Below are 26,587 nucleotides of genomic sequence, written 5' to 3'. Positions count from 1 at the left end.
TTAACGCCCGCCCGTGCGCAATTGCGACAGCGAGAGCATGAGGTCGGCGCTGATGCCGGCCGAGCCTGAACCGGTCAGCACCGAAAGGGCGGGATCGGTGGTCGACTGGTTGTCGAGATCGTAGAGGACCGAGAACTTCACGATCATCTTCGCGACCTTTTCCGGGTCCTGCAGGTCCTTGAGTTCGAGATGGCGCTCGATCATGCTGGCCTGCGCGTCGACATCGGCACTCGCGACCTCGTCCGGCAGCTGGTAGAGCACCTTGAAGACCTCGAAGAGCGCATCGTCGGCGAGGATGTCGTAGGGGCTCGATATCGTTTCGGCCTTGCGTTCGAAATAGAGCGCGAGGCGCACGCCGGCATTGTCGTTGCCCGCTTCCTCTTCCAGCTTCTGGCGGACATGGCTGTCGATGGTCTCGTAGATGCCGCGGCGCGACTGGATCTGCGCATCGTCCGCCTTCGCGACCAGGCCCTTGGCGTCGAAGTTGAACGAGGCGACGATCTTGCGGTAGTCGCGGTCCACCTGCTGGTTCACGAAGCTCTTGGGATCGTCGAGCGCGGAAGTGAAGATCTTCTCCATGAAGGTCGCGTCGACGCCTTTCGGATCGATGCCGTTCGCCTCCAGCACGAAGGCGACGAGGCGGTCATCCGCCAGGAATTCCTTGACGGACTCGATCTTCTGCATCTGTGCGCTGTAATATTTCGCCTCTTCCTCGGCCTTTTTCTTGTCGTCCGCCGTTCCGAAACGGGATTTCTCGGTGACATAGGCGCGCGACATCACGAGGATCTCGCTTTCCGACTGTGCCAGCTTCGGCGCCGTGATATTGCCGTCCGGCCCGAAATTGAACGCCTTGGCGAGTTCCACGAAGCGTTCGTCCTTGAGCCGGTACACATAGCTCTTGGGATCGTTGAGATCGCTTTTCAGCACGTTCTTGATGGTGAGGGCCGAGACCTTCGCCGGATCGAGGCCGAAGGCCTTCAACGCGAAGCTGTAGACGCTCGCCTCGCCCACGAAATCCTGTACGGTCTTCACCGCGCCGATCTGGCTCTTGAACTGCTTGATCGCGGTTTCGTCGGCTTCATCGTCCTTGTCGTTGTAATGGACCATGTAGCCGTTGCTGGTGGCGGCGGTCTGGTCCGCCGTCTGCGGCGCGGCGCCGCCTGCGAGTGTGCCGTCTTCCTCGAAATTGAAGGCGGCGCGCAGCGCGATGTACTTCTCCTTGTCGGCGCCGCCGAACAGGTTGATGTAGCTGGTCGGGTTGTCCGGATCCGGGTCGCTGGTGATGATGTTGCGGATCGTCAGGCTGCCGACGGAGAGCTTGTCGAGATCGAAGGCGACCTTGAGGTAATTGATGAGACGCGAGTCGTTGGCGATCTCCTGCGCCGTGGTGACGGTGGCGATCTTGCTCTCGAAATAGTCCTGGTGGAGCAGCGCGGCGGCCGTCGTCACCCGCGGATTGGAGAGCGTGTAGAGATCCTGCGTGCCCTTCTTCTGCTCCTCGGTCTGCACCGTGCCGGCCAGCGCGCTTCCGTCATTCTCGAAATTATAGGCCGAGGCGAGCGCGTAATATTTCCCCGCCGTGTTGATGACGGCCTGCTGGCGCGTGATCTCCGCCTTCAGTTCGGCGATGCGCGCGGCATTGGCGGGGCCCGAGGGTAGCCCTGCCAGCTCGGTGTTGGCGGCGTCGATCGCCGTCTCGGCCGCTTCGGCGCGGGCGCCGAACTCCGTGTTGAAGTAGCTGGCGGGATCGTTGAGGTCGCTGGTCAGCACATCGCGCACCGTCGAACGCGAATAGGTCTTGGGATCGATGCCGAAGGCCGTGAAGACGTAGTTGCGCAGGCGTTCGTTGTTCAGCAACTGGTCGACGTTCGAGACGGTATCGATGACGATGCCGTAGTAGCGCGTCTCCTCCTTGATCGCCGCGCCGGCATTGGCGGCGGTGGCGGAATAGAGGCCGATCACCTCGTCGAGCTGCGCCTCGGTCTGCGGCACTGCCGTCGAGGCGGAGAAGCTGAAGGCGCTGGCGAAATCCTGGTAGCGGGCGTCGGTGAGCTTGTTGGCGAAGCTGTTGGGGTCGGATATGTCGCTTTCCAGCACCTTGCGCATGAAGGCCTTGGCATAGATCATATCCTCGAGGCCATAGGCCTTCATGGCATAGGAATAGAGCTGGAAGTCGTCGAGGAAGTCGTCGACCGACGAGACCTTGCCGATGTTCTCCTTGTAATAGGCCGCCTCGCGCGCATTGGTCGTTTCCGTCGCCGTGCGGTTCAGCGACTTCACCATGTCCTTCGCGATGAGGTTGTAGCTCGTATAGGTCGACAGCATCGGCAAACCGTTCTTTCCAGTCACTGGCCAGTCGTCGCCGGGCGCGCGCAGGCCGATCGGCGTCATTGTCGCGCGCGAGGCTTGTCCCGGCCTGTCGGACGGGTGGCTCAAATCCGGCCGGCGGCATTCACCACTTTGAAACCCTAGCCCGTGCGGTTTTGCTAACCATCAGGAACTGCAAAGTTTTCTTAACCGCGATTTTTAAGCGGCCTGGAAGGGGGCACGCCTATTCTCGCCCTCAGAGGACGAAAAGTCCCGATGAGAAAACCGCAAAGCGGCTCTCAAGGAAAACAAGGGCGAAAGACATGCTGAATACCGTTTCCAAGCCGGCCTGGGCCGGCAACACGCTCCGGCTCGATCCCAAGCGCTTCCCGCAGCAGGTGACCTTCGAGCTGAAGACGGAAGGAACCGACGCCACCATCACCCTCGACGAGCGCGGCGCTGTCCTGCGCAAGGTCCTGCCGTCGAGCGGCCTGCCGCTCTCCATCGCACTGCCGGCCCGTGCCTTCCAGGGCGTCGCCGCCCGCGCCATCGACCATGGCAACGGCAACGTGACGGTGACGCTGGAACTGCACCATCCGGATCCGGATCTGTGCATTCCGCTGCTGGTGGCGCACGATCTCTGCGATATCGCCGCCGACTGGCGCAGCTGGTCGGAAGCCTACCGCATCCCCATGCTGATGGTGGAAGCGGATGGCGTCGCCCGCCCGCTCGACGACAACCTCACCGTCGGCAGCCGACCCGCCAAGCAGCGCCGTCGCCATTCCTACTTTGCGGAACGCCGCCCGCGTTTCCTCGTGCGCCGCACGACCGGCAAGCTCGGCGTCCAGATGAAGATCGACGGCCGGGAGATCATCGCCCGCCGTTGAGCATGCCGTGCCTGACATGACCACCGAGAGAGCCGGCCGTCCCCTGCGGCCGGCTTTTTCGTGCCCTGTTCCCTGCGAAACACCACCGTCACCGGCCGCATGGGAAAGAGCGTTCGACAAAACGAACGCGGGGACGCCACGATGGCAAAAAAGCTCTTCACCACTCTTCTCATCCACATCCGCAAGGCCGATGCCGCCATCGTCGCGCGCGGCCGTCCGCCACGCCGCGGCTTCGAGCTGGCCGTTCACCCGGCAACGCTGCGCCGCACCGGCGCGCGCCCGCAACTGGCCGCACGGGTTCGATAAGGTTCAGGCGAAGGGAATGGCGGCGGCCAGCGCAAGGAAGATGGCAAAGCCGACGATGTGGTTGAACTTGAACAGTGCAAGGCACTGCACGGGATCGTCGATATCGAGCACCCGGATCTGCCAGCCGAGCATCGCGGCGGCGGCGGCAAGGCCGAGCCAGCCGACGAGGCCGACACCCGCCAGCCAGAGGGACAGCGCGATCAGCACCACTGTCAGCCCGTAGAGCCCTACGAGCCATTGCCGCGTTTTCTCGCCGAAGAGACGCGCGGTAGAACGCACGCCGATCAGTGCGTCGTCTTCCTTGTCCTGGTGGGCGTAGATCGTGTCGTAGCCGATGGTCCAGGCGATGGCGGCGATATAGAGCGCGACGGGCGCAAGCGACAGCGCGCCGAATTGCCCCGCCCAGCCCATCAGCGCGCCCCAGGAAAAGGCCATGCCGAGGAAGAACTGCGGCCAGTCGGTGAAGCGCTTGGCGAAGGGATAGATCGCGACGATCAGGAGCGAGGCGACGCCGAGACCGATGGCGAAGAGATTGAACTGCAGCAACACGACGAGGCCGAGAAGGGCCTGCAGCGCCATGAAGATCTTCGCCTGCCGGCGCGTGACACGGCCGGAGGGCAAGGGGCGCGAGCGGGTGCGCGCCACCGCCTGGTCGATCTCGTGATCGACCAGGTCGTTATAGGTGCAGCCTGCGCCACGCATGGCGACCGCGCCGACGAAGAACAGGAAGAGATGCGCGAGGAACCGCAGCCAGTCGAAGGGACCGGCGGCGGCTGCGACATTGGCCGCCAGCGCCGCCGACCAGAAGCAGGGCCACATCAGGAGCTGCCAGCCGATCGGCCGGTCCCAGCGGGCAAGCTGCGCATAGGGCCAGAGCCCGCGCGGCAACGCGCGGTAGACCCAGTTGTCGGACGGCGCATCGGCGACGCGGCCGGAATCGGACGAAGAGGTGATCATGTCACCTCAATCGCAAGCCGCTTCCCGCCGGTCAAGCCGGCACGATGCCACGCCCCGTTTCAGGGCAGGGTGAAATCGAAGCGATAGGTCGCGGAAATGCCGACCAGGAACTGGTCCCGGTCGCCGCGCGCCTTGACGAGGCTGGAATCCGCCGCCGAACCGACGAGGCGCTTGTATTCGGCAAAGGCGCTGGTCTCGACCTTCTCGTTGACCTGCCAGGTGATCGCCGCGCCGGCGCCGACCGAGTGCACGCCGCCGCCCGGATCGTAAGCCGCAAGGCCCGAAGCCGCGACCTGGCTCGGCTTCACGCCGTAATAGGCCTGCATATAGTCCTTCGAGGCGAGCGTCAGGCGCGGGCCGGCGGAAATGCGCACGTCCGGGCGCACATCGACGAAGGCATCGGCCGCGATATCGGCGACGACGCCGTGGTGGCTGCGGATGCCGTGGCGCACTTCGCCGCGCACGCGCAGCCAGTCCGTCGGGTAGACCTCCGCGAAGGCGCCGAGTTCGCCGCCGAACTTCACCGGCGTCAGGCCCTTGAGATCGTCGGAATCGTCCTCGTCGCGCGGCATGACCAGCTTACCGGTCGCGCCCGCGCGGAAGGCGCCGTTGTCGATGAGCGCGAAGGACGGATTGTCGTTGCGCGAGGAGAAGCGCACGGTGCTGCCGGCCTTGCCGAGCGAGATCATCGGCGTGACCTGGAAGAGGTATTTTTTCGCGCCTTCATAGCGCGGCGCGGCAAAGCCGGCCGCGCCGACCTTCAGATACCAATCTCCGGACCAGAAGTAGCCGCCTTCGCCGGCAAGGGCGGAAACGGGCGCAAGAAGAAGGGCGGCAGCAGTCATTGCAGCCGATGCACGGATACTCAAAACACAATCCTCGCTTTGCCGGACAACCCGCCGCGGGCCGCCGAAACCTTTTGATTTTCCGAACATTAGCCCTGTTTCATTACCGTTTCGCTAACCATCGCCTGCCGGGCCTCGCCGGAACGATTCGTTCCAGTTTGCGTTTTTCGGCTGATGAAACAAGGAGTTTCCCGATGACCGTCAGCACGATGGAACTGAAGCTCGCCGCGATCCGCGACGACACCGGCCTTGCCCGCAAGGAGAAGATCGCCAGGCTCGAAAGGTTGCGCACCGAAGCCCGCGCCCTGCAGCGCGCCGCCACTGAAAGCGCCATGGTGGAGGATGACGGCTGGTATGAGGACGTGCACCTCATTGACACGGAACTTGAAAATCTTGGCCGCACGGTGGAGGAAAAGGGCGCGGCGACGCTTTAGGATTTGACGCGTCGCCCTCCCTCACCCGGCTTTCTGCGCGCACGACCTGCGCTGCAGGCCGCCTCACCGCACCCAAACCCTTGACCTTTCCGCCCCGCACCCTTAACCCGCCAACAACCAAGGACGGATCGAGGGTACGGGCATGAAGGTTCTGTTGATCGGATCGGGCGGACGCGAGCATGCTCTCGCCTGGAAACTGGCGCAGTCGCCCCTTCTCACCACGCTCTATGCCGCGCCCGGCAATCCCGGCATCGCGGAATGCGCGGCACTCGTTCCCCTCGATATCGACGACCACGCCGCCGTCTCCGCCTTCTGCCTTGAAAACGGTGTGACCTTCGTCGTCGTCGGTCCGGAAGCCCCGCTCGTCGCCGGCCTTGCCGACCGGCTGCGCGCCGACGGCATCGACGTCTTCGGCCCCTCCGCCGCCGCCGCCCAACTGGAGGGCTCGAAGGGCTTCACCAAGGATCTCTGCGCGAAATACGCCATCCCCACCGGCGCTTACCAGCGCTTCACCGATGCCGCCGCCGCCAAAACCTATATCGAGGCCGAGGGTGCGCCCATCGTCATCAAGGCGGACGGGCTTGCCGCCGGCAAGGGCGTGACCGTGGCCATGACGCTCGACGAGGCGCTGGCCGCCGTCGACGACTGCTTCGACGGCGCTTTCGGTGCGGCCGGCGCGGAAGTGGTGGTGGAGGCCTTCCTCGACGGCGAGGAGGCGAGCTTCTTCTGCCTGTGCGACGGCGTGAACGCGCTGCCGCTCGCCTCCGCGCAGGACCACAAACGCGTCGGCGACGGCGACACCGGCCCCAATACCGGCGGCATGGGCGCCTATTCGCCCGCGCCCGTCATGACGCCCGAAATGGTCGAGCGCACGATGAAGGAGATCATCGAGCCGACGATCCGCGGCATGGCGGCCGATGGCTATCCCTTCCAGGGCGTGCTTTTCGCCGGCCTGATGATCACCGCCAAGGGGCCGGAGCTCATCGAATACAATGTGCGTTTCGGCGATCCGGAATGCCAGGTGCTGATGATGCGGCTGGAAAGCGACCTGCTGCCGATCCTGCATGCCGCCTCCATCGGCCGGCTCGACAAGGTCTCGGCCGAGTGGCGCGCCGAACCCGCCCTCACCGTCGTCATGGCGTCCAAGGGATATCCGTCCTCCTATGAGAAGAATACGCCGATCCTCTTCCTGCCGGCCGACGGCGCAGGCAGCAAGGTGTTTCATGCCGGCACAGCGCTGAAGGATGGCAAGCTGGTCGCGACCGGCGGGCGCGTGCTCAATGTCACGGCCGTCGCGCCCACGGTCGCAGACGCACAGAAGGCTGCCTATCAGGCGCTGGACGCGGTGCAATGGGAAAACGGCTTCTGCCGCCGCGATATCGGCTGGCGCGCCGTCGCCCGCGAAAAGGCCTGACGCGGCCGGCAAAAATCGCCGGGTAATTCAAATTTTACCATTTCCCCTGACCGGACCGTAACCGGCGGGGACTATTCTCCCGTCAACCATGAGGGAGAACCGTTGATGCGTACCCTGCTGCCGACCTTTGCCCTGGTGCTGCTTGCCGCCCCCGCCCTTGCCGGTTCGATCGAGCCCATTGCCGGCGCGGTCTCGGCCGACAGCATCGAGACGGTGCGCTGCACCGACTGCCCTGCACTCAAGCCGAAGCTCAAGGGCGCGACCTATCATGTCGACGCCATCACGCCCGGCACGCAGAAGGTCGAGGTTCGCGAACAGAACGGCGAACGCAAGATCTTCCGCACCGAAGCATGGATGGGCGGCTCGCCCGTGCTGTTCGTCAGCAAGGCGCCCGCCGTGACGGTCGAAGCGGCCGATGGCGCGCAAACGGTCGATGCCGGTGCCAGGACCAGCGCGGTCGGCGAGGAGGCCGCCCGGCAGGCGGCGACGGCCACCATGACCGCCTCACAGGAGTTTGATCCGGGAAAATTTGAACTTCGGCTCAAATGAGCCCATAATGGAGGGACCCTGCCTCTCGGTCCCTCCAGACTGACAGGAATCCGCGCAAGCGGGCCGTACGCCCCTGACCTCAAGCAGGGGCGTACGTGTATCAGCCATCCTCACCCAGATCCCTGACAAGCCTGTCGACCTCCCGGTCGGAATAAACGGCGATGCCGCTGCGGCGCAAAAGCGCTGCCGTCACGCCCTGCCCCGCATGCCGGACGCCGGAAAAACTGCCGTCATAGACGAAGCCGGATCCGCAGGACGGGCTGCCGTCGATCAGCAACGCATGCCGGCAGCCGTTCTCCCGCGCCACATCGAGCGCGATGCGCGCACCCGCGATATAGGCCGCGGAAACGTCCCCGCCGGAAATCTCCAGCACCCGCGCCCGCCCGTCGAGCACGTCGTCGCCATCGCACCCGTCCTCGATCTCCGCCGGCGGCCGCGGCACCTGGAAGCCGCCCGCCAGCTCCGGACACAGCGTCACCAGCCGTCCCTCCGCCCGCCAGCGCGCGACGGCCTCGTGCGCCAGGGGTTTTGCCGATCCGTTGTAGCGAACCGGCAGACCGGCAAGGCAGGCGCTGATGAGGATATTGCCGGCCATCAGCGCCCGTCCATCATCCCGTGATCTTGGAGAAATCCGCAACCGTGCCCGTGGCCGAGCGGATGGCCGACAGCAGGGCGAGACGGTTGGCGCGGATGGCGGGGTCCTTGTCGTTGACGAGCACATCGTTGAAGAACTGGTCGACCGGGGCGCGCAGCGTCGAGAGCGCTTCCATCGCGGAGCGGAAGTCTTCCCCGGCGACGGCGGCAGCCGCATCCTTCGTCGCGGATTCCACCGCGGCATGCAGCGCCTTTTCGGCATCGAGCGTCAGGAGCGCAGGCGAGACCGCGCCTTCGACGACGGTGCCCTTCTTTTCTTCGGCGGCCAGAAGCTGCGTCGCGCGTTTGGTGCCCGCGAGAAGGTTGCGTCCGTCTTCCGAGGTGATGAAGGCCGTCAACGCCTCGACGCGGCGGGCGACCATCAGGAGGTCGTCGGCTTCCGGCGTCAGCACGGCGTCGATCAGGTCGTGGCGCGCGCCCATGTCGCGCAGATAGACCTTGAGGCGATCATGGAAGAAGGCGACGAGGTCCGGATCCTTCGCCACGGAGGCGAGCGGCAGGCGGGTGTTCTTCTCCAGCAGCATGCGGATGACGCCGAGGGCGGCGCGACGCAAGGCGTAGGGATCCTTCGAGCCGGTCGGCTTCTCGTCGATGGCCCAGAAGCCGATCAGCGTGTCGAGCTTGTCGGCGAGCGCCACGGTAAGGCCGACCTTGCCCGAGGGCACGCGGTCGGAAGGGCCCTGCGGCTTGTAGTGATCTTCGATGGCCTCGGCGACGGCGGCATCCTCACCCTGCAGGACCGCGTATTTGCGGCCCATGATGCCCTGAAGCTCGGGGAATTCGCCGACGGCCTCGGTACGCAGGTCCGCCTTCGCGAGCACCACGGCGCGGTCGACGAGAGCGGCGTCCGCACCCGTGACCTTCGCAAGCTCCGCAGCCAGCGTGCGGATGCGCGCGACGCGTTCGCCCTGCGTGCCCAGCTTGGCGTGGAAGGTGACATTGAGCGCGTCGAGCTTGGCCATGCGCTGGTCGAGCGGCTTCGCCAGGTCGAGGCCGAATTTCGCGGCGGAGGCCTTCAGCGTCTCGAGGTCCGGCAGGTCGCCCTGGTCGCGCAGCCAGAAGTGCTTGGCGTCGGAAAGACGGGCGCGCACCACCTTGCCATTGCCGTGCACGATCTCCTTGCCGCCATCCTTCGCCTCGATGTTCGAGATGAGAATGAAGTGGTTGGAGAGCGTGTCGGCGCCCGGCTTGCGGGTGACGAAACATTTCTGGTTCGTCTTGATGGTGAGGCGGATGATCTCCGAGGGGATCGCCAGGAAGTCCTCGTCGAACGTGCCCATCAGCACCTGGGGCCATTCCACGAGGCCCGAGACCTCTTCCAGAAGACCCTCGTCCTCGACCAGCTCGAGGCCATTGGCAAAGGCGATGTTGTTGGCGTCCGTCGCGATGATCTGCTTGCGGCGCTCGGCGTCGAGCACGACCTTCGCCTTTTCGAGGTTCGCGGCATAATCCTCGAAGCGGCGAACGGTGATCGCCTCGGGCGCGTGGAAGCGGTGGCCGTAGGTGACGTTGCCGGCGACAAGGCCGTCGACCTCGAAGGGCACGACGCGGGTTTCCTCGGTTTCCGAGCCGAAGGTGCAGACGATCGACTGCAGCGGGCGTACCCAGCGCATCGCACCGGGCTTTGCCGAGGCTGCCCCCCAGCGCATCGACTTCGGCCAGGGGAAGTTGCGGATGATGCCCGGCATGACCTCGGCGATGATCTCGTCCGCCGGGCGGCCTGGCTTGACGATATGGGCGATGTAGAAATCGCCCTTCTTCGGATCGCTGTGCACATGGGCTTCGGCGAGGGAGGCAAGGCCCGCCTTGCGCAGGAAGCCCTGGATCGCCTGCTCGGGCGCCGAGACCGCCGGTCCCTTGATGTCCTCGCGCACATCGCTCGAGCGGGCGTTGAGGCCACGGATATCGAGCGTCAGGCGGCGCGGCGTCCAGTATTCGCGCGCGCCCTCGTAGGTCAGGCCGGCCTCGACCAGCGCGTCGGTGACGAGCTTCTTCAGGTCGCCGGCCGCCTTGCGCTGCATGCGGGCGGGAATTTCCTCGGAGCGGAGTTCAAGCAGGAGATCGGGCATGTCAACTTTCCTCACCCTTCCCGCGCGGGAAGGGTCGGCACGCCGGTGCCGGTACGGGGTGGAAATCGTGCCCTCTGCTAGCAAAATTGGACAGGGCTTTACAACGGCAAATATGCCGTGAGGCCGGGGCAAATATGCCGTGGGGCCGGCGGAAACGCCGTCAATGCCCGGCCGCGGCGACCTCGTGGGTACCCTCGCCGCCCTCGGCGCTCGCATGCTCGCCGGCTGCCTTGCCCTCGGCCGGCGCCTCATGGCCGCCCGCCTCCGCCTTGGCCTCGCCATGGCCGCCACCTTCGCCGGCTTCGGCGACGGCGTTCGGATCGACGCAATCCTCCCGCTCCTGCATGCCGGTGACGATGGTCTTGATCTCGTCGAGCGAGAGTTCCTTGCGCTCGCCGTAGAATTCGCCGTTCGCGGCCGGCGTGCCGGAAGTGTAGCGGGCGACGAAGGGAGCGCTCATGCCGGGGATAGCAGAGGGATCGCGCGCGAAAAGCACCTCCGCGCCGATGGCGCGGCCGCGCATGTCGGCCCGGTTCACCGGACCGGCGGCATCGAGCAGGATGATCTGGTAGAGATCCGCTTCCTCGTGATTGGATACGGCGCCGGCGACCCGGAGCGCGGTCTTGATGCGTACGTCGCCATCCTTGGCGTCGGAGCGGACATATTTGCGCAGCCAGTGCTGGCCGTTGCGGTCGAGGCGCACCGTCGTGACCGTCGTGCAGGCGGCGCCCGACACCTCTTCGCTCGGCGGTCCGAGCAGCACGTCGCGCCCGACGAAGATCGCCGCCGCGCCCGAGGCACCTGTCAGCACGGTGACACCGGCGAGGATGATCAGGAGCTTCCGGGACAGACGGAACGAGGTCGGAAGGAACTTCACGGGCGACGGACTTCTCTTGAACGCAGAACAATGGACGCGCCGAGAGCGCGCGAACTCGGCGCACTCTACAAGCAGGGCGTTTCGGAAGTTTTAAACGGCAGGCGTCCGATTTCGGGACGCTCTTGCGAATGATTTGCAATTGCGTTGACAGCGCGAGAAACAGCCCTATAGTTTATTGCAACTCATTCGCAAAAGCAGCTCAGGAGAGCCTATGCTTCGCCGATCGTTCAATGCCCTTCTTGCAAGCTTGCCCCTTTTGATGACCGCGCCGGCGCTCGCGCAGGAAAAGCCGAAGGTGGTCACGACCTTCACGATCATCGCCGATATCGCGGCGAATGTGGCGGGCGATGCGGCAAACGTGGAATCGATCACCAAGCCGGGCGCCGAAATCCACAACTACCAGCCGACGCCGCGCGACATCCTGAAGGCGCAGGACGCCAAGCTGGTCCTTTGGAACGGCCTCAACCTCGAACTCTGGTTCCAGAAATTCCTCGCCAATCTCGGCGACGTGCCCAATGTCACGGTCTCGGACGGCATTGCGCCGATGAGCATCGTGGAAGGCCCCTATCAGGGCAAGCCGAACCCGCATGCCTGGATGTCGCCCGACAATGCGTTGATCTATGTCGAGAACATCCGCAAGGCGCTTGGCGCGCTCGATCCGGCCAATGCCGCGACCTACGACGCCAACGCCAAGGCCTATTCGGACAAGATCAGGGCGCTCGGCGCGGAGATGAAGGCGAAGATCGGCGCACTGCCGGAGGAAAAGCGCTGGCTCGTGACCAGCGAGGGCGCCTTCAGCTACCTCACCCGCGACTTCGGCCTGAAGGAACTCTTCCTCTGGCCGATCAACGCCGACCAGCAGGGCACGCCCAAGCAGGTAAAGGCGGTGATCGACGCGGTGCGCGAGCACAATATCCACGTCGTCTTCTCCGAAAGCACCGTCTCCGCCGACCCCGCCAAGCAGGTGGCGGCGGAAACGGGCGCGGCCTATGGCGGCATCCTCTACGTCGATTCCCTCAGCGAGGCGGACGGCCCGGTGCCCACCTATCTCGACCTCCTGCGGGTCACCTCCGAAACGATCGTGAAAGGCCTTTCGCAATGATGATGGGCGGCAAGCCGAAGAAGATCGACGGCATTGCCGCCGAAGACGTGACCGTCACCTATCGCAACGGCCACACCGCGCTGCGCCATGCCAGCTTCTCCGTGCCGAAGGGCACGATCACCGCGCTCGTCGGCGTCAACGGCGCGGGCAAGTCTACCCTCTTCAAGGCCATCATGGGTTTCGTGCCCGTCGCCGCCGGCAAGGTGACGATCCTCGGTCTTTCCGTGCGCCAGGCCCTGAAGAAGAACCTCGTCGCCTATGTGCCCCAGGCCGAGGAGGTCGACTGGACCTTCCCCGTTCTGGTGGAGGACGTGGTGATGATGGGCCGCTACGGCCATATGAACTGGCTGCGCATTCCGACGAAACGCGACCATGAAATGGTCGACGAGGCCCTGTCGCGCGTCAACATGACCGCCTACCGCAAGCGCCAGATCGGCGAACTCTCCGGCGGGCAGCGCAAGCGCGTCTTCCTCGCCCGCGCTTTGGCGCAGGAGGGGCAGGTGATCCTGCTCGACGAACCCTTCACCGGCGTCGACGTCACGACCGAAGAGCAGATCATCGAGCTGCTCGGCAAGCTGCGCGACGAAGGCCGCGTCATGCTCGTCTCCACCCACAATCTCGGCAGCGTGCCCGACTTCTGCGACCGCACGGTCTTCGTGAAGGGCACCGTCATCGCCTCCGGCCCGACCAAGGAAACCTTCACGGAGGCCAATCTGGAGCGCGCCTTCGGCGGCGTGCTGCGCCACTTCATCCTCGGCGGCCACGACCTGCACGACGACGAGGACAGGCGCTCCGTCAAGGTCATCACCGACGACGAGCGTCCCTTCGTCATCTATGGCGAGGAGAAATCCCCGTGACCGAGGCGCTGCTGGAACCCTTCACCTATGGCTACATGGTCAATGCCATGTGGGTGAGCGCGCTGGTCGGCTGCATCTGCGGCTTCCTTTCCGCCTATCTGATGCTCAAGGGCTGGTCGCTGATCGGCGATGCGCTCTCGCACTCCATCGTGCCCGGCGTCGCCGGGGCCTACATGCTGGGCCTGCCGTTCGCTGCCGGGGCCTTCCTTTCCGGCGGGCTCGCCGCCGCCGCGATGCTGTTCCTCAACCGCCAGACGCGGCTGAAGGAGGATGCGATCATCGGCATGATCTTCTCCTCCTTCTTCGGCCTCGGCCTCTTCATGGTCTCGCTCTCGCCGACACCGGTGAACATCCAGACCATCGTGCTCGGCAACATTCTCGCCGTGACGCCCGAGGATACGATCCAGCTCGCCATCATCGGCGCGGTCACGCTGGTCATCCTGCTCCTCAAATGGAAGGACCTGATGGTCACCTTCTTCGACGAGAGCCACGCCCGCTCCATCGGCCTCAACCCGACGGGCCTGAAGATCCTGTTCTTCACCCTGCTCAGCGCCTCGACGGTCGCGGCCATGCAGACGGTCGGCGCCTTCCTCGTCATCGCCATGGTGGTGACGCCGGGCGCGACGGCCTATCTCCTCACCGACCGCTTCCAGCGCCTCATCGTCATCGCCGCCGCCCTCGGCGCAGGCACGAGCTTCGTCGGCGCGTACCTTTCCTATTTCCTCGACGGGGCGACCGGCGGCATCATCGTCGTTCTGCAGACGGCGATCTTCCTCATCGCCTTCCTCTTCGCGCCGAAGCACGGACTGCTGGCCGCGCGCCGCCGCAGTCGTCTGGCGCTCCTTTCGGAGGGCAACCAGCCATGAACGAGACGTTCGAACTCGCCCTCATGCCCTTCCAGCTCGCCTTCATGCAGAACGCCTTCCTGGTGACGCTGATGATCGCGGTGCCGATGGCGCTGCTCTCCTGCTATCTCGTGCTGAAGGGCTGGTCGCTGATGGGCGACGCGGTCTCCCACGCGGTGCTGCCGGGCGTCGTCATCGCCTATGTGGTGGGGCTGCCGTTCGCGGCGGGGGCCTTCGTGGCGGGCCTCTTCTGCGCGCTTGCCGCCGGCTACCTCAAGGACAACAGCCGCGTGAAGGAAGATACGGTGCTCGGCATCGTCTTTTCCGGCATGTTCGCCCTCGGCCTCGTGCTCTATGTGAAGATCCAGCCGGATATCCACCTCGACCATATCCTCTTCGGCGACATGCTCGGCATCGCCGGCGCCGACCTCATCGAGACCGCCGTCATAGCTGCCGCCTCGACGGCCTTCATCCTGCTCTTCCGCAAGGATCTTCTGGTGCACGCCTTCGACCGGCAGCACGCCTCGGCCATCGGCCTGCCGGTGAAGCTGCTGCATTACGGCCTTCTCGCGGTCTTGTCGCTGGTCGTCGTCGGCGCGCTGAAAGCGGTCGGCATCATCCTCGCCATCGCCATGCTGGTGGCCCCGGGCGCCATTGCGGCCCTCCTGACCCGCCGCTTCCCGAGCATGCTGATGGTCGCCGTTTCCGTCGCCGTCGGGGCCACGTTCTGCGGCATCTGGCTGAGCTTCATGATCGACAGCGCGCCGGCCCCGACCATCGTGCTCTTGATGAGCGCCCTCTTCGTCTTCGCCTTCATCAGACGCATGCTGGAAAGCCGCAAGCCCGTTCAGGAGGCCTGATCCACGCGGCTGGCGCTGTGTCGACAGCCGCCCGGTTTCCGTCTATCGTCCGCCGCGAACAACCGGCCTCACCGGCCGCAACGAACGACAAACACGACGGGACGGCATGGCGCATATCGGTATCGTCGGCGGCGGCCTCATGGGCTGCGCCACAGCGCTCTATCTGATGGAACAGGGCCACAGCGTCACGATCCTCGAGCGGGACGCCGGCGGCCTGCCGGCCTCGGTCGGCAATGCCGGCATTCTCGCCGTGCCGGAGATCGATCCGCTGGCCCGGCCGGACATGCTGCTGTCCGTGCCGAAATGGCTGCTCGACCCCCTCGGCCCCCTCACCCTGCGCTGGCAGGACCTGCCGTCGCTGATGCCCTGGTTGACGAAGTTCCTGTTGTCCGCCAGCTCCGCCAAGGTGGCGGCAAGCCGCGCGGCCCTGCTCTACCTGATGAAGACCGCCGAGGCCGACCATATCCGCCTCGGCAGTTTCGCCGGCATTTCCGGCCATATGCGCGACACCGGCGCGTTGACGGTCTTCGACAGCATCGCCGCGCGCGACAAGGCCTTCGCCCATGAGACGGAAAACGCCAGGCTGATCGGCTGCAATGTCGAGGCGCTCGATGTGGCGGAAGCCCGCCGCCGGGTGCCGGCCCTCACCGGACCGTTCGCAGGCGCCGTCTTCAACGATGGCCACAAGACCTTCGAATATCCCCTCACCTTCCTGCGCCGTCTGCAGGCGACGCTGCGCGAGCGGGCAACGCTGCTCGATGCCACGGTCTCCTCCGTGGCACAGGCTGACGCCGGCGTCATCGTGCGGACGGAAGGCGGACGGGAATTCACCTTCGACAAGCTGGCGATCACCTCGGGCGTCTGGTCACGCCGCTTCGTCGCCGATCTTGGCCTGAAGGTGCTGCTCGAAACCGAGCGCGGCTACAACACGACCTTCATGAACCCCGCGACCACGCTGGAAATGCCGGTCTTCTTCGCCGAACACGGCTTCGTCGCCACACCCTTCGAAAATGCGCTGCGCATCGGCGGGGCGGTCGAGCTTGCCTCGCCCGACGCCCCCGCCAACGACAAGCGCGCCGCCGCCATGCGGAAAAAAATGCGCCGCTACGTGCCCGATCTTCAGGAAGAGGGCGGCACAGAATGGATGGGCCGCCGCCCCTCGACGCCGGATTCGCTGCCCGTCATCAGCCTGCATCCGCGCGACCCGCGCATCGCCTTTGCCTTCGGCCATGGCCATGTCGGCCTGACGCTTGCGGCGACGACCGGCCGCCACGTGGCGCGCCTGCTTGCCGGGGAAGGCGAAAGCGCGCTCGCCCCCTTCTCCATCGCCCGCTTCCAGTAGGCGCGCGCTCTCCAGAACAACAACAAGAAAGCAAGAGACCATGCATAAGGTTATTTTCGATACGGATCCCGGCGTCGACGACGCCATGGCGCTTCTCTTCCTGCACAATCACCCCGAGATCGACCTGATCGGCATCACCACCGTCTTCGGCAATGCGTCCATCGAGACGACGACGCGCAACGCGCTGTTCCTGAAGCGCGAATGGTGCATTGCGGCCCCCGTCGCCCGCGGCGAAGGCAAGACCTACAATCCCATGCGCAACCCCGTCGACTGGCCCGTGATGATCCACGGCCATGACGGCCTCGGCAATATCGACGTGCCCGAGACGATCGATCTGCCGGTCGACCCGCGCAGCGCGCCGCGCTTCATCATCGAGACGGTGCGCGCCAATCCCGGCGAAGTGACGCTCATTGCCGTCGGCCGCATGTCGAACCTCGCCTATGCGCTGAAGGAAGACCCGGAGATCGCCGGCCTCGTCAAGCAGGTCATCATCATGGGCGGCGCCTTCGACGTGCCCGGCAACATCACGCCGGCCGCCGAAGCCAATATCCACGGCGATCCGGAAGCGGCCGATGCGGTGATGGGCGCGCCGTGGAAGGTGGTCGTCGTCGGCCTCGACGTGACGATGAAGACCGTCATGACACGCAGGCGCCTTGCGGAACTGACCGCGAAGAACGGCACGCACCTCAAGCTGCTCTCCGACATCTCGCAGTTCTACATCGACTTCTACGGCCAGCACGTGAAGGACGAGGGCATGGTGGTGCACGACAGCTGCGCCTGCATCTATCTCGTCGCGCCGGAGCTCTTCACCACCCGCAGCGGCGCCATCCGCGTCGTCGCCGGCGGAATTGCCGACGGCCAGACGATCCAGAAGCCCGACGCCCGCAGCTTCCCACCCGGCAACTGGGACGGCCTGCCGAGCCAGCACGCCTGCATCGGCATCGATGCGGAGAAGGTCATGGCGCTCCTGGACGAAACGCTCGTCCGCTAGACCGGTTTTTCACACACCCGCCGCCGGCCGGTCCCCTACCGGCCGGCGTTTTCGTTCCACCAGCGCAGGATGCGCAGCGCCCTGAGGGTGATCCAGCGCGACGGCTCGCCCACCGTCTCCATCTCGAACCAGACCGGCCCCTTCAGGGACCAGTCGAGCCGCCAGGTGCCGTCCGGCCCCTGTTTCGAGCGCAGATGCGCGATGGCTTCCGCAAGGCGCGGATCGGGCGCGCCGCCGGCGGCGCGGAAATGGTCGAGCCCGCGCAAGACGTCGTAGCGCCAGCGATACGGATAGAGAAAGGCGAGGTAGCGCTCGTCGACCACCGCGCCGCGCGCCAGCCCGCGAAAGAGGTGGCGCTCGAGCAGATACTCTTCTCCCGCCCGCCGCGCGGCCCGGATTTCCGACGTTGTGCCCTCTGCCCGCTCATAGGCCAGCAGCGCCTCGAGCACATTGATCGTCGTGTGGAAGGAGGACCGGTGCGAGCCGTTGCAGCGCTCGCAGTTCCAGCCGCCATCCGCCTGCCGCTCGCCAAGGAGGCGTGCGACGATGCGGGATACGTCGACGCCGAAATAGACGCCCGCCGTCACCGTACGGGCATTGATGCATTCCTCCACCTCGCCGTCCCAGAAGGGCTGGCCATCGTGATCCCAGCGGCAATGCCTGCCGATGAGGTCGATCGTGTTCCGCGCCCGCTGGGAGGTCGGATCTAGGCCGAATTCATGGAGCTGCTGAAGCGAAAAGCAGGTGGCGGTCCAGGCCTGCCCCTGCGCACGCCATTTCTCTTCGCTGTAATCGGCGGGAAGGAAGGCGCCGCCGGCCCATTGGCCGTCCGCATCCTGATGGGAAAGGAGCTTCGCGCCCCAGCCCTCGGTTTCCACCCTCGCGCGCTCGGCCTGCCATTCGGTCTCCGGCGCATCGAGGAGATCGCGCATGACCTGCCAGCGGATTGCCGGATCCGAATCCAGAAGCCAGTCGATGACGGAGCCGGTGGATACCATGGACGCAACCTACCAGCCCCGGCGGCCGATGGCTATTCGGGTGTCGCCGGCAATTGCCAGTCGATCGGCGTGCGGCCGTGTTTTTCGAGAAACTCGTTCGCCTTGGAAAACGGCCGCGTGCCGAAGAAGCCGTTATGCGCCGACAGCGGCGAGGGATGCGGCGAGCGCAGCACGAGATGGCGGCTGCGGTCGACGAAGGCCGCCTTCTTCTGGGCATAGGAGCCCCAGAGGATGAAGACGACGGGCTTTTCCTGCTCGTTGACGGCACGGATGACCGCATCCGTGAAACGCTCCCAGCCGCGGCCCTGATGGGAGGCGGCGCGGCCCATCTCCACCGTCAGCACGCTGTTGAGCAGCAGCACGCCCTGGCGCGCCCAATGTTCGAGGAAACCGTGGCGGGCCGGCGCAATGCCGAGGTCCTCCTGCATTTCCTTGTAGATGTTGACGAGCGAGGGCGGGATGCGCACGCCCGGCTGCACGGAAAAGCAGAGGCCATGCGCCTGCCCCTCGCCGTGATAGGGATCCTGCCCGAGGATGACGACGCGCACCTCGTCGAGCGGTGTCAGGTCGAGCGCGCGGAAATATTCCGCCCCCTTCGGGAAGACGCGCCGACCCTCCTGCTTCTGCTCCAGAAGAAAGGCTTTCAGCTCCGCCATGTAGGGACTGGAGAATTCCGCCGCCAGCGGCGCCTTCCAGCTCTCGCCGATCTTCACATCCGTCGCTGTCATCGCCCTCTCCTTTGAAGGAAGAGTTTAGCGCCGGATGGCGACGAGGACCGGCCAAAGCGCCGGTCATCCACAGCTAATCTCAGGCGACGCCCAGCACCGCCATGAGGTTCTTCATGCGTGCGGCGGCAAGCTCCGGCCGGTCGAGCACGTTGGCCCGGTCGGCGAGGCGGAAGACGTCGGCATAGTGCAGGACGCCGCGGGCGGACTGCATGCCGGCCGGCATGGTGAAATGGTCCTGATGACCGTTCAACCAGGCGAGAAAGACCACGCCCGCCTTGTAATACTGCGTCGGCGCCTCGAAGATCTTTCGCGACAGCGGCACGGTCGGCTCGATGACGGCGCGGAAGGTGGCGACGTCGCCCGCGGCGAGCGAGGCGAGCGCCCTCGACGCCTGCGGCGCGACGGCATCGAAGATGCCGAGCAGCGCGTGGCTGTATTTGCGTCCGTCGCCCTCGATCAGTTCGGCATAGTTGAAGTCGTCGCCGGTGAAGCAGAGCACGCCCTCCGGCAATCGGTCGCGCAGCGCCACTTCATAGGCATTGTCGAGCAGGGAAATCTTGATGCCCTCGACCTTGTCGCGGTTCTCCGCGATGATCGACAGCACCGCCTCCAGCGCCGGCTCGAAGCTTTCCGCCCCCCAATAGCCCTTGAGCTGCGGATCGAACATGTCGCCGAGCCAGTGCAGCACGACCTTGTCCTTCGACTGGCCGAGAATGCGGCCATAGACCTTGCGGTAATCGTCCGGCGAACGCGCGATACGGGCAAGCGCGCGGCTCGCCATCATGATCGCCCGGCCGCCGTGTTTTTCGACGAAACCGACCTGCTCCTCATAGGCGCGCACGACATCGTCCAGCGAGCGGGTATCGGCGGGGCTGAGATGATCGGTGCCGGCGCCGCAGGCAAGATCGGCGCCCGGCACCGTCTTCGCCTCGGCAAGCGAGCGGCGGATCAGCTCCTGCGCGCCGGCCCAGTCGAGCCCCATGCCGCGCTGCGCCGTGTCCATCGCCTCGGCGATGCGGAAGCCGAGCGACCAGAGATGATGGCGGAAGGCCATCGTGCGCTCCCAGTCTACGGCCGGCGCTTCCCATGGCCGCGCATCGCGGCGCGGATCGGAAACCACATGGGCGGCGGCATAGGCGATGCGGTTGAAGCGCGGCGCGGCGGCGGGGCGCTCGGTCGGCGTGCCCACGAGGGCATAGGCTTCGACGCCACCATCGGCACGCGGCAGGGAAAGGCTGATCGTCATGGAGTCCTCCCGAGAGTTTTGTGAGGCAATAATTTAGATCGTTCCAAATTTCAAGGGCGTTTTTCGGGATCTGCTCACGACGGGCGGACACCATACTCTGTCGAATGGCGGGAAAGCGCACCCGTATTCACGACACGCCCGGCGTGCGACACAGGCCTCAACAGCCTGCTCGCCAGAGCTTATCGCCACCAATGGCCCGTGCGCACCAGGGAGAAACGGAACACGCGCCTCCTGACAGGAAGCACGATCCGTGCAGAACGCAGAACCCTCTTGACAAATTTGGAACGATCCAATTAATTACCCATCAACAAGCGGGCAATGACAGCTCGCACGGGAGGATCAGCGTGAACAAGGGCCGGGTGACAGTCGTCGATATTGCGCGCGCCGCCGGCGTGTCGAAGTCGACCGTCTCGCTCGTCCTGCAGGCAAGCCCGCTCGTCAACGAGGCGACGCGCGCCAAGGTAAACGCGGTCATCCGCGAGCTCGGCTATGTCTACAATCGCGGCGCGGCGAACCTGCGCCAGTCGGCCTCCTCGCGGATCATCGGCATCATCGTCAACGATCTCACCAACTCCTTCTTCGCGGAACTGGCGGTCGGCATGGACATGGTCATGCAATCGGCCGGCTACGTGCAATTCCTGTCGAATTCCGCCGAAAGCGTCGACCGGCAGCGCGAGGTCATCGCCTCCATGCGCGAGCACGGCATCTCCGGCCTCATCCTTTCGCCTGCACGCGGCACGGAAGCGGCGGATCTGAAGCCGCTTGCCGCCAGCGGCATTCCCGTCGTCGCCGTGGTGCGCAACGTGGTGGGCGCGAAGGTCTCCTCGCTCTTTTCCGACAACTATGCCGGCGCGAAGGATGCGGTTCGCCACCTCGTCTCGCTCGGTCATCGCCGCATCGCCTTCCTCGGCGGCATTCCCAACACCACGGTCTTCGCCGAACGCGTCGAGGGCTGGCGCGACGCGCTTGCCGAAGCGGGCCTCGAAGCGCCGGACGCGCTGGTCGTCGGCAGCACGGCCTCGCGGGCCGGAGGCGTTGCCGCCATCGAGCGCGCGCTGCTCCTGCCGGAGCCGCCGACGGCTGCCCTGTGCTTCAACGACGCGGCCGCCTTCGGCGTCTGCGACGGCCTGCGCCGCGCCGGCAAGGAGCCCGGCCGTGATTTCGGCGTGGTCGGTTTCGACGACGTGATCGAGGCCGAAACCGCCGTACCGGCGCTGACGACTGTCTCCGTCGATCCGCAGGGCATGGGCCGGCGGGCGGCGCAACTGCTGCTGAAACAGATCAATGCCGGCCGGGTGGAACCCGAAGCCATCGTCAGCTCCGTGCGCCTGGTCGTGCGCGAGAGCTGCGGCGCCGGCCGGAAAACGAAGAGGATGTCGGCATGACGCGGTGGGGACTGATCGGCGCGAGCACGATCGCGAAGGAATGGGTGATCGGCGCGATCCGCGCGACGGGCGGCGAGGTCGTTTCCGTCATGAGCACGAACGCGGAGCGCGGCAGGGCCTATGCGGCCGAGCAGGGTATCGCGAAATCCGTGACGTCGCTCGACGCGCTGGTGAACGATCCCGACATCGACGCCGTCTATATCTCCACCACCAACGAGCTGCACCGCGACCAGGCGCTCGCCGCCGCCAGGGCCGGCAGGCACATCCTGTGCGAAAAGCCGATCGCCATGGCGCTGGACGATGCGCGCGCCATGTTGCAGGCCGCGAAAGATGCCGGCGTCGTCATGGCCACCAACCATCACCTGCGCAATGCCGCCACGCACCGGGCGATGCGCGCGGCGATCAAGGCCGGCCGCATCGGCACCCCGCTTTCGGCCCGCGTCTTCCACGCCGTCTATCTGCCGCCGCACCTGCAGGGCTGGCGGCTCGACAAGCCGGAGGCCGGCGGCGGCGTGATCCTCGACATCACCGTGCACGACGCCGACACGCTGCGCTTCGTGCTGGACGACGATCCGGTGGAGGCCATCGCCTTCTCCCAGGCCGGCGGCATGGGCAAGGCCGGGCTTGAGGATGCCGCCATGGGCGTCCTGCGCTTCCGAAGCGGCGTCATCGCGCAGTTCCACGACGGCTTCACCACGAAATTCGCCGAGACGGGCCTTGAGGTGCACGGCACAGAAGGCTCGCTCATTGGCCGCAACGTGATGACGCAGCGCGCCACCGGCACGGTGATATTACGCGACACGGGCGGCGAGCATGTCCTGCCGCTCGATCACGCGAATCTCTACGAGACCGCCCTTTCCGCCTTCCACGCCGCGATCGCCGGCAACGGGCAGCCCTCCGCCACCGGCGAGGACGGCGTCTGGTCGCTGGCAACCGGCCTTGCCGTCGTCGAGGCGGCCCGCACGGGCAAGACCGTCCGCATCGAAACCGGATTCTAGACCATCATGAGCAAGCATATCACCCCGCGCCAGGCGGCAGACCTCATTCCCGACGATGCCGTCGTTTCGGTCTCCTCCTCCTCCGGCCTCGGCTGCCCCGACCTGACGCTGAAGGCGATCGGCGAGCGCTTCGAGGAAACCGGCCATCCGCGGAACATCACCACGCTGCATCCCATCGCCGCCGGCGACATGAGCGGCATCAAGGGTATCGACTACATCGCGAAGAAGGGGCTGCTCGCCAAGGTCCTCGCCGGGTCCTATCCGTCCGGCCCCTCCTCCTCCGAGCCGCCGCTGATCTGGCAGATGATCACCGGCAACGAGATTCCCGCCTACAACATCCCCTCGGGCATCCTCTTCGACATGCATCGCGAGGCCGCCGCCAAGCGTCCGGGCGTCATCACCAAGGTCGGCATCGAGACCTTCGTCGATCCGGACCGCGAGGGCTGCGCGATGAACGAAGCGGCGGCCAGGGAACCGGTGGTGGAGAAGATCACCTTCGCCGGCGAGGAATGGCTCTATTTCAAGGCCATCGCACCCGAGGTCGCCATCATCCGCGCCACGACGGCGGACGAGCGCGGCAACCTGACCTACGAGCACGAGGGCGCCTATCTCGGTGGGCTCGACCAGGCGCTCGCCGCCCGCAACAATGGCGGCATCGTCATCGCGCAGGTCAAGCGCATCACCAAGGAAGGTTCGCTGAAGCCGCACGATGTGCGCGTGCCGGGCGTGCTGGTCGACTATGTCGTGGTCGACCCGGAGCAGAAGCAGACGACGCAGACGCTTTACGACCCCGCCATATCAGGCGAAATCTTCCGACCGCTCGACACATTCCGGGTGCCGGAATTCAACATCCAGAAGGTCATCGCCCGCCGCGTGGCGCAGGAACTCGAGGCCGGCAGCGCCGTCAATCTCGGCTTCGGCATTTCCGCCAACGTGCCGCGCATCCTGATGGAAGAAGGCCTGCACGGGGCCGTCACCTGGGTCATCGAGCAGGGCGCCGTCGGCGGCGTGCCGCTGCTCGACTTCGCCTTCGGCTGCGCCTCCAATGCCGATGCCTTCATGCCCTCGCCCTACCAGTTCACCTATTTCCAGGGCGCGGGCTTCGATGCCTCGCTGCTGTCCTTCCTGGAAATCGGCCGGGACGGGTCGGTCAACGTCTCGAAGCTTTCGTTCCGTCCGCATGTGACGGCGGGCTGCGGAGGCTTCGTCGACATCACCGCCCGGGCGAAGAAGGTCGTCTTCTCCGGCATGTTCAATGCCGGCGCGAAACTCGCCGTCGCGGACGGCAAGCTCGTCATCGAGAAGGAAGGCAAGCTGAAAAAGCTGGTCAACGCGGTCGAGCACGTCACTTTCTCCGGCCCGCGCGGCGTGGCGCAGGGGCAGGACATCACCTATGTCACCGAGCGCTGCGTGATGAAGCTGACGCCCGAGGGCATCGTGCTGACCGAGATCGCGCCCGGCGTCGATCTCAAGGCGCATATCCTCGACCAGTCTGAATTCGATCTCGTCGTCGCACCGGACCTGAAGGTGATGGATGCGGCCCTCTTCACCGACGCGCCGATCGGCCTGACCCTGCCGGAAAAGGCGCCGCGCCGGATTGCGGGGGCGAACCATGGCTGAGCCGCGCATCCGCATCGACTTCGACGGCCCCGTCGCGACGATCACCGTCGCGCGCCCGGAAAAGCTGAATGCCTTCGACATCGACATGCTGAAGGAACTGTCGGCGGCCTGCGACACGGTCGAGGCCAATGCGGCCGTGCGCGTCGCCATCCTCACCGGCGAGGGCAAGGCCTTTTCCGCCGGCGGCGACATCCGCGCCTGGGCCGGCATGGAGGCCAACGAATTCGGCCATGCCTGGGTGCGCTTCGGCCACCGCGTCTTCGAGCGGCTGGCGACGCTGCGCATGCCGCTGGTCGCCGCCGTCAACGGCCATGCGCTGGGCGGCGGGCTGGAACTGGCCGCCGCCGCGGATATCCGCATCGCCGAAGCGCAGGTGAAGATCGGCCTGCCGGAGGCCGGCCTCGGCATGGTGCCCGGCTGGTCCGGCACGCAGCGCCTGGTGAAGCGCTTCGGCGCGCAGGCCGTGCGGCGCATGCTGCTGGGCGGCGAGGTTCTGACGGCAGCGGAAGCGGCAGCGCTCGGCATCGTCGATCAGGTCGTCGAGACGGGAACGGCGGTCGAAGCCGCGAAAGCCTATGCGGCGCGCATCGCCGCGCGCGGGCCGGCGGCAACGGAGATTTCCAAGCTGATGATTTCCGTGGCGAACGGCGAGGACAATGGCGCGGCGGTGGAAGCCCTCGGCTCGATCCTCGTCGCCAAGACCGGGGACCTCAAGGAAGGCGTCGCCGCCTTCACGGGCAAGCGCCCCGCAGACTTCAAGGGAGAATGGTAATGACCGCGCATGTGAAACCCAAGGCGCTCGACAATTTCGCGGCACGCGACTTCCGCATGCTGATCGACGGCGTCTGGACGGAAGGGTCCGGCCCTGCGCTCGAACGCGTCGCCCCCGGCCACGGCGTCGTCGTCAGCCGCTATCCGGCCGGCACGAAGGCCGATGCCGAGCGCGCCATCGCCGCGGCCCGCAAGGCCTTCGATGACGGTCCGTGGCCCCGCATGACGGGCGCCGAACGCTCCAACATCCTGCTGCGGGCCGCCGATCTCATCGCGGCCAAGGCGGACGAACTCGCCTTCCTCGACTGCATCGAAAGCGGCAAGCCGATCAGCCAGGCCAAGGGCGAACTTGCCGGCGCCGCCGACATCTGGCGCTATGCCGCGGCGCTTGCTCGCGACCTCCACGGCGAGAGCTACAACACCCTCGGCGAGGGCACGCTCGGCGTGGTGCTGCGCGAGGCCATCGGCGTCGTCTCGATCATCACGCCCTGGAACTTCCCCTTCCTGATCGTCAGCCAGAAGCTGCCCTTCGCGCTCGCCGCCGGCTGCACGACGGTCGTCAAGCCGTCCGAACTGACCTCCGGTTCCACGTTGCTTCTCGGCGAAATCCTCATCGAGGCGGGCGTGCCCGCCGGCGTCGTCAACATCCTCACCGGCACCGGCCCGGAGGTCGGCGCGCCGATGACGACCCATCCCGATGTCGACATGGTCTCCTTCACCGGCTCCACCGGCGTCGGCCGCCTCACCATGGCCAATGCAGCGCAGACCCTGAAGAAGGTGTCGCTGGAGCTCGGCGGCAAGAACCCGCAGATCGTCTTCCCCGACGCCAATCTCGAAGAGTTCATCGACGCCGCCGTCTTCGGCGCCTATTTCAATGCGGGCGAATGCTGCAATGCCGGCTCGCGGCTGATCCTGCACAAATCCATCGCGGCGGAGGTGACGGCCCGCGTCGCGGCGCTGGCCAGGAAGGTCAGGGTCGGCGATCCGCTCGATCCGACGACGCAGGTCGGCGCGATCATCACGCCGCAGCATCTCGACAAGATCGGCAGCTATGTCGACGGCGCGGCGACGGCCGGCGCTTCGGTGGCGCTCGGCGGCACGGCGCTCGATCTTGGCCTCGGCCAGTTCATGGCCCCGACCATCCTTTCCGGCGTGACGCCCGACATGGCGGTCGCCCGCGAGGAAGTCTTCGGCCCCGTGCTTTCGGTGCTGACCTTCGAGACGACGGACGAGGCGATCCGCATCGCCAATGCCATAGACTACGGCCTTTCGGCCGGCGTCTGGAGCCGCGACTTCGATACCTGCCTGACCATCGGCCGCAAGGTGCGCGCCGGCACGGTCTGGATGAACACCTTCATGGACGGCGCATCGGAATTGCCCTTCGGCGGCTACCGCCAGTCCGGTCTCGGCCGCGAGCTCGGCCGCCATGCCGTGGAAGATTATACGGAGACCAAGACGCTCAACATGCATATGGGCGCGCGCACCGGCTGGTGGATGCCGCGATGAACAAAGCCTTCCCGACAACCATGGCTGGGATCGGCGCTG

The 26,587-nt window shown here is 65.9% G+C and carries 25 protein-coding genes; 16 read left to right on the top strand and 9 right to left on the bottom strand.

Going from position 1 to position 26,587, the window contains the following annotated elements; translation table 11 throughout:
- Positions 1 to 2,325, bottom strand: a complete 2,325-nt coding sequence (locus V8U06_RS06830; RefSeq protein ID WP_427140363.1) for a DUF1217 domain-containing protein — start codon at positions 2,323 to 2,325, stop codon at positions 1 to 3.
- Positions 2,326 to 2,630: 305 nt separating this feature from the next.
- On the opposite strand from V8U06_RS06830, the gene V8U06_RS06825 reads away from it, so the two are divergent.
- Both V8U06_RS06825 and V8U06_RS06820 read left to right on the top strand, forming a co-directional pair.
- Positions 2,631 to 3,194, top strand: a complete 564-nt coding sequence (locus V8U06_RS06825) for a DUF6101 family protein (protein ID WP_226917807.1) — start codon at positions 2,631 to 2,633, stop codon at positions 3,192 to 3,194.
- Positions 3,195 to 3,335: 141 nt separating this feature from the next.
- Positions 3,336 to 3,500, top strand: a complete 165-nt coding sequence (locus tag V8U06_RS06820) for a hypothetical protein (RefSeq protein ID WP_427140030.1) — start codon at positions 3,336 to 3,338, stop codon at positions 3,498 to 3,500.
- Between the two features lie 3 nt (positions 3,501 to 3,503).
- On the opposite strand, the gene ubiA is transcribed toward V8U06_RS06820, so the two are convergent.
- Complete coding sequence (gene ubiA / locus V8U06_RS06815) at positions 3,504 to 4,457, bottom strand: 4-hydroxybenzoate octaprenyltransferase (RefSeq protein WP_427140029.1); 954 nt, start codon at positions 4,455 to 4,457, stop codon at positions 3,504 to 3,506.
- A 59-nt stretch (positions 4,458 to 4,516) separates the two neighbouring features.
- A complete protein-coding gene (locus V8U06_RS06810) occupies positions 4,517 to 5,302 on the bottom strand; it encodes a MipA/OmpV family protein (RefSeq protein ID WP_427140028.1) in 786 nt (261 codons plus the stop codon).
- 194 nt (positions 5,303 to 5,496) lie between these two features.
- On the opposite strand from V8U06_RS06810, the gene V8U06_RS06805 reads away from it, so the two are divergent.
- From V8U06_RS06805 to V8U06_RS06795, 3 genes are all read left to right on the top strand, one after another.
- Complete coding sequence (locus tag V8U06_RS06805) at positions 5,497 to 5,736, top strand: hypothetical protein (protein ID WP_427140027.1); 240 nt, start codon at positions 5,497 to 5,499, stop codon at positions 5,734 to 5,736.
- A 142-nt stretch (positions 5,737 to 5,878) separates the two neighbouring features.
- Positions 5,879 to 7,150 carry a phosphoribosylamine--glycine ligase gene (purD, locus tag V8U06_RS06800; protein ID WP_427140026.1) on the top strand — a complete coding sequence of 424 codons (1,272 nt, stop codon included), beginning with the start codon at positions 5,879 to 5,881 and terminating at the stop codon, positions 7,148 to 7,150.
- A gap of 105 nt (positions 7,151 to 7,255) precedes the next feature.
- Entirely contained in the window at positions 7,256 to 7,699 is a 444-nt protein-coding gene (locus V8U06_RS06795) for a plant virulence effector HPE1-like domain-containing protein (RefSeq protein ID WP_427140025.1), read from the top strand.
- A 100-nt stretch (positions 7,700 to 7,799) separates the two neighbouring features.
- On the opposite strand, the gene V8U06_RS06790 is transcribed toward V8U06_RS06795, so the two are convergent.
- The 3 genes from V8U06_RS06790 to V8U06_RS06780 form a co-directional block, all read right to left on the bottom strand.
- Positions 7,800 to 8,294, bottom strand: a complete 495-nt coding sequence (locus V8U06_RS06790) for a DUF523 domain-containing protein (RefSeq protein WP_427140024.1) — start codon at positions 8,292 to 8,294, stop codon at positions 7,800 to 7,802.
- Between the two features lie 13 nt (positions 8,295 to 8,307).
- Entirely contained in the window at positions 8,308 to 10,422 is a 2,115-nt protein-coding gene (gene glyS / locus V8U06_RS06785; RefSeq protein WP_427140023.1) for a glycine--tRNA ligase subunit beta, read from the bottom strand.
- Positions 10,423 to 10,582: 160 nt separating this feature from the next.
- Positions 10,583 to 11,299 carry a hypothetical protein gene (locus tag V8U06_RS06780; RefSeq protein ID WP_427140022.1) on the bottom strand — a complete coding sequence of 239 codons (717 nt, stop codon included), beginning with the start codon at positions 11,297 to 11,299 and terminating at the stop codon, positions 10,583 to 10,585.
- Between the two features lie 211 nt (positions 11,300 to 11,510).
- Here V8U06_RS06780 and V8U06_RS06775 point away from each other — a divergent pair, with 211 nt between their 5' ends.
- The 6 genes from V8U06_RS06775 to V8U06_RS06750 all read left to right on the top strand — a co-directional run bounded on the left by V8U06_RS06775 (position 11,511) and on the right by V8U06_RS06750 (position 17,296).
- Positions 11,511 to 12,401, top strand: a complete 891-nt coding sequence (locus tag V8U06_RS06775; protein WP_427140021.1) for a metal ABC transporter substrate-binding protein — start codon at positions 11,511 to 11,513, stop codon at positions 12,399 to 12,401.
- Positions 12,398 to 13,258 (top strand): manganese/iron ABC transporter ATP-binding protein, encoded by an 861-nt coding sequence (locus tag V8U06_RS06770; protein ID WP_427140020.1) that lies wholly within the window; start codon positions 12,398 to 12,400, stop codon positions 13,256 to 13,258. Before V8U06_RS06775 ends, V8U06_RS06770 begins: the two co-directional genes overlap by 4 nt.
- 35 nt (positions 13,259 to 13,293) lie before the next feature.
- On the top strand, positions 13,294 to 14,124 hold the full coding sequence (locus V8U06_RS06765) for a metal ABC transporter permease (protein ID WP_226921833.1): 831 nt from the start codon (positions 13,294 to 13,296) through the stop codon (positions 14,122 to 14,124).
- Positions 14,121 to 14,963: a metal ABC transporter permease gene (locus V8U06_RS06760; protein ID WP_226917796.1), complete on the top strand. Its 843-nt coding sequence runs from the start codon at positions 14,121 to 14,123 to the stop codon at positions 14,961 to 14,963. The genes V8U06_RS06765 and V8U06_RS06760 overlap by 4 nt, the downstream gene beginning before the upstream one ends.
- A 106-nt stretch (positions 14,964 to 15,069) precedes the next feature.
- Positions 15,070 to 16,305: an NAD(P)/FAD-dependent oxidoreductase gene (locus V8U06_RS06755; protein ID WP_427140019.1), complete on the top strand. Its 1,236-nt coding sequence runs from the start codon at positions 15,070 to 15,072 to the stop codon at positions 16,303 to 16,305.
- Between the two features lie 40 nt (positions 16,306 to 16,345).
- A complete protein-coding gene (locus V8U06_RS06750; protein ID WP_427140018.1) occupies positions 16,346 to 17,296 on the top strand; it encodes a nucleoside hydrolase in 951 nt (316 codons plus the stop codon).
- 35 nt (positions 17,297 to 17,331) lie between these two features.
- Here V8U06_RS06750 and V8U06_RS06745 read toward each other — a convergent pair whose 3' ends face one another.
- The 3 genes from V8U06_RS06745 to V8U06_RS06735 form a co-directional block, all read right to left on the bottom strand.
- Positions 17,332 to 18,294 carry a squalene cyclase gene (locus V8U06_RS06745; protein WP_427140017.1) on the bottom strand — a complete coding sequence of 321 codons (963 nt, stop codon included), beginning with the start codon at positions 18,292 to 18,294 and terminating at the stop codon, positions 17,332 to 17,334.
- Positions 18,295 to 18,326: 32 nt separating this feature from the next.
- A complete protein-coding gene (gene ung / locus V8U06_RS06740) occupies positions 18,327 to 19,022 on the bottom strand; it encodes a uracil-DNA glycosylase (RefSeq protein ID WP_427140016.1) in 696 nt (231 codons plus the stop codon).
- Positions 19,023 to 19,101: 79 nt separating this feature from the next.
- Positions 19,102 to 20,268 carry a dihydrodipicolinate synthase family protein gene (locus tag V8U06_RS06735; protein ID WP_427140015.1) on the bottom strand — a complete coding sequence of 389 codons (1,167 nt, stop codon included), beginning with the start codon at positions 20,266 to 20,268 and terminating at the stop codon, positions 19,102 to 19,104.
- A 344-nt stretch (positions 20,269 to 20,612) separates the two neighbouring features.
- Between V8U06_RS06735 and V8U06_RS06730 the strand changes: the two genes are divergently transcribed.
- The 5 genes from V8U06_RS06730 to V8U06_RS06710 are packed head-to-tail and all read left to right on the top strand — an operon-like array spanning position 20,613 to position 26,548.
- Positions 20,613 to 21,653 (top strand): LacI family DNA-binding transcriptional regulator, encoded by a 1,041-nt coding sequence (locus V8U06_RS06730; RefSeq protein ID WP_427140014.1) that lies wholly within the window; start codon positions 20,613 to 20,615, stop codon positions 21,651 to 21,653.
- Positions 21,650 to 22,651, top strand: coding sequence for a Gfo/Idh/MocA family protein (locus tag V8U06_RS06725; protein ID WP_427140013.1), 1,002 nt, complete (start codon positions 21,650 to 21,652; stop codon positions 22,649 to 22,651). Before V8U06_RS06730 ends, V8U06_RS06725 begins: the two co-directional genes overlap by 4 nt.
- 6 nt (positions 22,652 to 22,657) lie before the next feature.
- A complete protein-coding gene (locus tag V8U06_RS06720) occupies positions 22,658 to 24,271 on the top strand; it encodes an acyl CoA:acetate/3-ketoacid CoA transferase (RefSeq protein ID WP_427140012.1) in 1,614 nt (537 codons plus the stop codon).
- Positions 24,264 to 25,043, top strand: coding sequence for an enoyl-CoA hydratase/isomerase family protein (locus V8U06_RS06715; protein WP_427140011.1), 780 nt, complete (start codon positions 24,264 to 24,266; stop codon positions 25,041 to 25,043). The genes V8U06_RS06720 and V8U06_RS06715 overlap by 8 nt, the downstream gene beginning before the upstream one ends.
- Positions 25,043 to 26,548 (top strand): aldehyde dehydrogenase family protein, encoded by a 1,506-nt coding sequence (locus tag V8U06_RS06710; RefSeq protein WP_427140010.1) that lies wholly within the window; start codon positions 25,043 to 25,045, stop codon positions 26,546 to 26,548. Before V8U06_RS06715 ends, V8U06_RS06710 begins: the two co-directional genes overlap by 1 nt.
- Positions 26,549 to 26,587 lie beyond the last annotated feature (39 nt).

It is taken from the genome of Shinella sp. G-2 (assembly GCF_050172695.1).
Taxonomy (GTDB): domain Bacteria; phylum Pseudomonadota; class Alphaproteobacteria; order Rhizobiales; family Rhizobiaceae; genus Shinella.
The sequence above is the reverse complement of the archived record's forward strand: the minus strand, read 5'-3'. Positions and strand labels throughout refer to the sequence as shown.

What these genes read in the sequence shown, in the direction of transcription:
- V8U06_RS06725 (WP_427140013.1), top strand. Translation starts at nt 21,650, where the DNA reads ATGACGCGGTGGGGACTGATCGGCGCGAGCACGATCGCGAAGGAATGG.
- V8U06_RS06720 (WP_427140012.1), top strand. Translation starts at nt 22,658, where the DNA reads ATGAGCAAGCATATCACCCCGCGCCAGGCGGCAGACCTCATTCCCGAC.
- V8U06_RS06715 (WP_427140011.1), top strand. Translation starts at nt 24,264, where the DNA reads ATGGCTGAGCCGCGCATCCGCATCGACTTCGACGGCCCCGTCGCGACG.
- V8U06_RS06750 (WP_427140018.1), top strand. Translation starts at nt 16,346, where the DNA reads ATGCATAAGGTTATTTTCGATACGGATCCCGGCGTCGACGACGCCATG.
- V8U06_RS06770 (WP_427140020.1), top strand. Translation starts at nt 12,398, where the DNA reads ATGATGATGGGCGGCAAGCCGAAGAAGATCGACGGCATTGCCGCCGAA.
- V8U06_RS06745 (WP_427140017.1), bottom strand. Translation starts at nt 18,294, where the DNA reads ATGGTATCCACCGGCTCCGTCATCGACTGGCTTCTGGATTCGGATCCG.
- V8U06_RS06825 (WP_226917807.1), top strand. Translation starts at nt 2,631, where the DNA reads ATGCTGAATACCGTTTCCAAGCCGGCCTGGGCCGGCAACACGCTCCGG.
- V8U06_RS06710 (WP_427140010.1), top strand. Translation starts at nt 25,043, where the DNA reads ATGACCGCGCATGTGAAACCCAAGGCGCTCGACAATTTCGCGGCACGC.
- V8U06_RS06795 (WP_427140025.1), top strand. Translation starts at nt 7,256, where the DNA reads ATGCGTACCCTGCTGCCGACCTTTGCCCTGGTGCTGCTTGCCGCCCCC.
- V8U06_RS06775 (WP_427140021.1), top strand. Translation starts at nt 11,511, where the DNA reads ATGCTTCGCCGATCGTTCAATGCCCTTCTTGCAAGCTTGCCCCTTTTG.
- V8U06_RS06805 (WP_427140027.1), top strand. Translation starts at nt 5,497, where the DNA reads ATGACCGTCAGCACGATGGAACTGAAGCTCGCCGCGATCCGCGACGAC.
- V8U06_RS06820 (WP_427140030.1), top strand. Translation starts at nt 3,336, where the DNA reads ATGGCAAAAAAGCTCTTCACCACTCTTCTCATCCACATCCGCAAGGCC.
- V8U06_RS06760 (WP_226917796.1), top strand. Translation starts at nt 14,121, where the DNA reads ATGAACGAGACGTTCGAACTCGCCCTCATGCCCTTCCAGCTCGCCTTC.
- V8U06_RS06830 (WP_427140363.1), bottom strand. Translation starts at nt 2,325, where the DNA reads ATGCTGTCGACCTATACGAGCTACAACCTCATCGCGAAGGACATGGTG.
- V8U06_RS06765 (WP_226921833.1), top strand. Translation starts at nt 13,294, where the DNA reads ATGGTCAATGCCATGTGGGTGAGCGCGCTGGTCGGCTGCATCTGCGGC.
- V8U06_RS06790 (WP_427140024.1), bottom strand. Translation starts at nt 8,294, where the DNA reads ATGGCCGGCAATATCCTCATCAGCGCCTGCCTTGCCGGTCTGCCGGTT.
- ubiA (WP_427140029.1), bottom strand. Translation starts at nt 4,457, where the DNA reads ATGATCACCTCTTCGTCCGATTCCGGCCGCGTCGCCGATGCGCCGTCC.
- ung (WP_427140016.1), bottom strand. Translation starts at nt 19,022, where the DNA reads ATGACAGCGACGGATGTGAAGATCGGCGAGAGCTGGAAGGCGCCGCTG.
- purD (WP_427140026.1), top strand. Translation starts at nt 5,879, where the DNA reads ATGAAGGTTCTGTTGATCGGATCGGGCGGACGCGAGCATGCTCTCGCC.
- glyS (WP_427140023.1), bottom strand. Translation starts at nt 10,422, where the DNA reads ATGCCCGATCTCCTGCTTGAACTCCGCTCCGAGGAAATTCCCGCCCGC.
- V8U06_RS06735 (WP_427140015.1), bottom strand. Translation starts at nt 20,268, where the DNA reads ATGACGATCAGCCTTTCCCTGCCGCGTGCCGATGGTGGCGTCGAAGCC.
- V8U06_RS06755 (WP_427140019.1), top strand. Translation starts at nt 15,070, where the DNA reads ATGGCGCATATCGGTATCGTCGGCGGCGGCCTCATGGGCTGCGCCACA.
- V8U06_RS06810 (WP_427140028.1), bottom strand. Translation starts at nt 5,302, where the DNA reads ATGACTGCTGCCGCCCTTCTTCTTGCGCCCGTTTCCGCCCTTGCCGGC.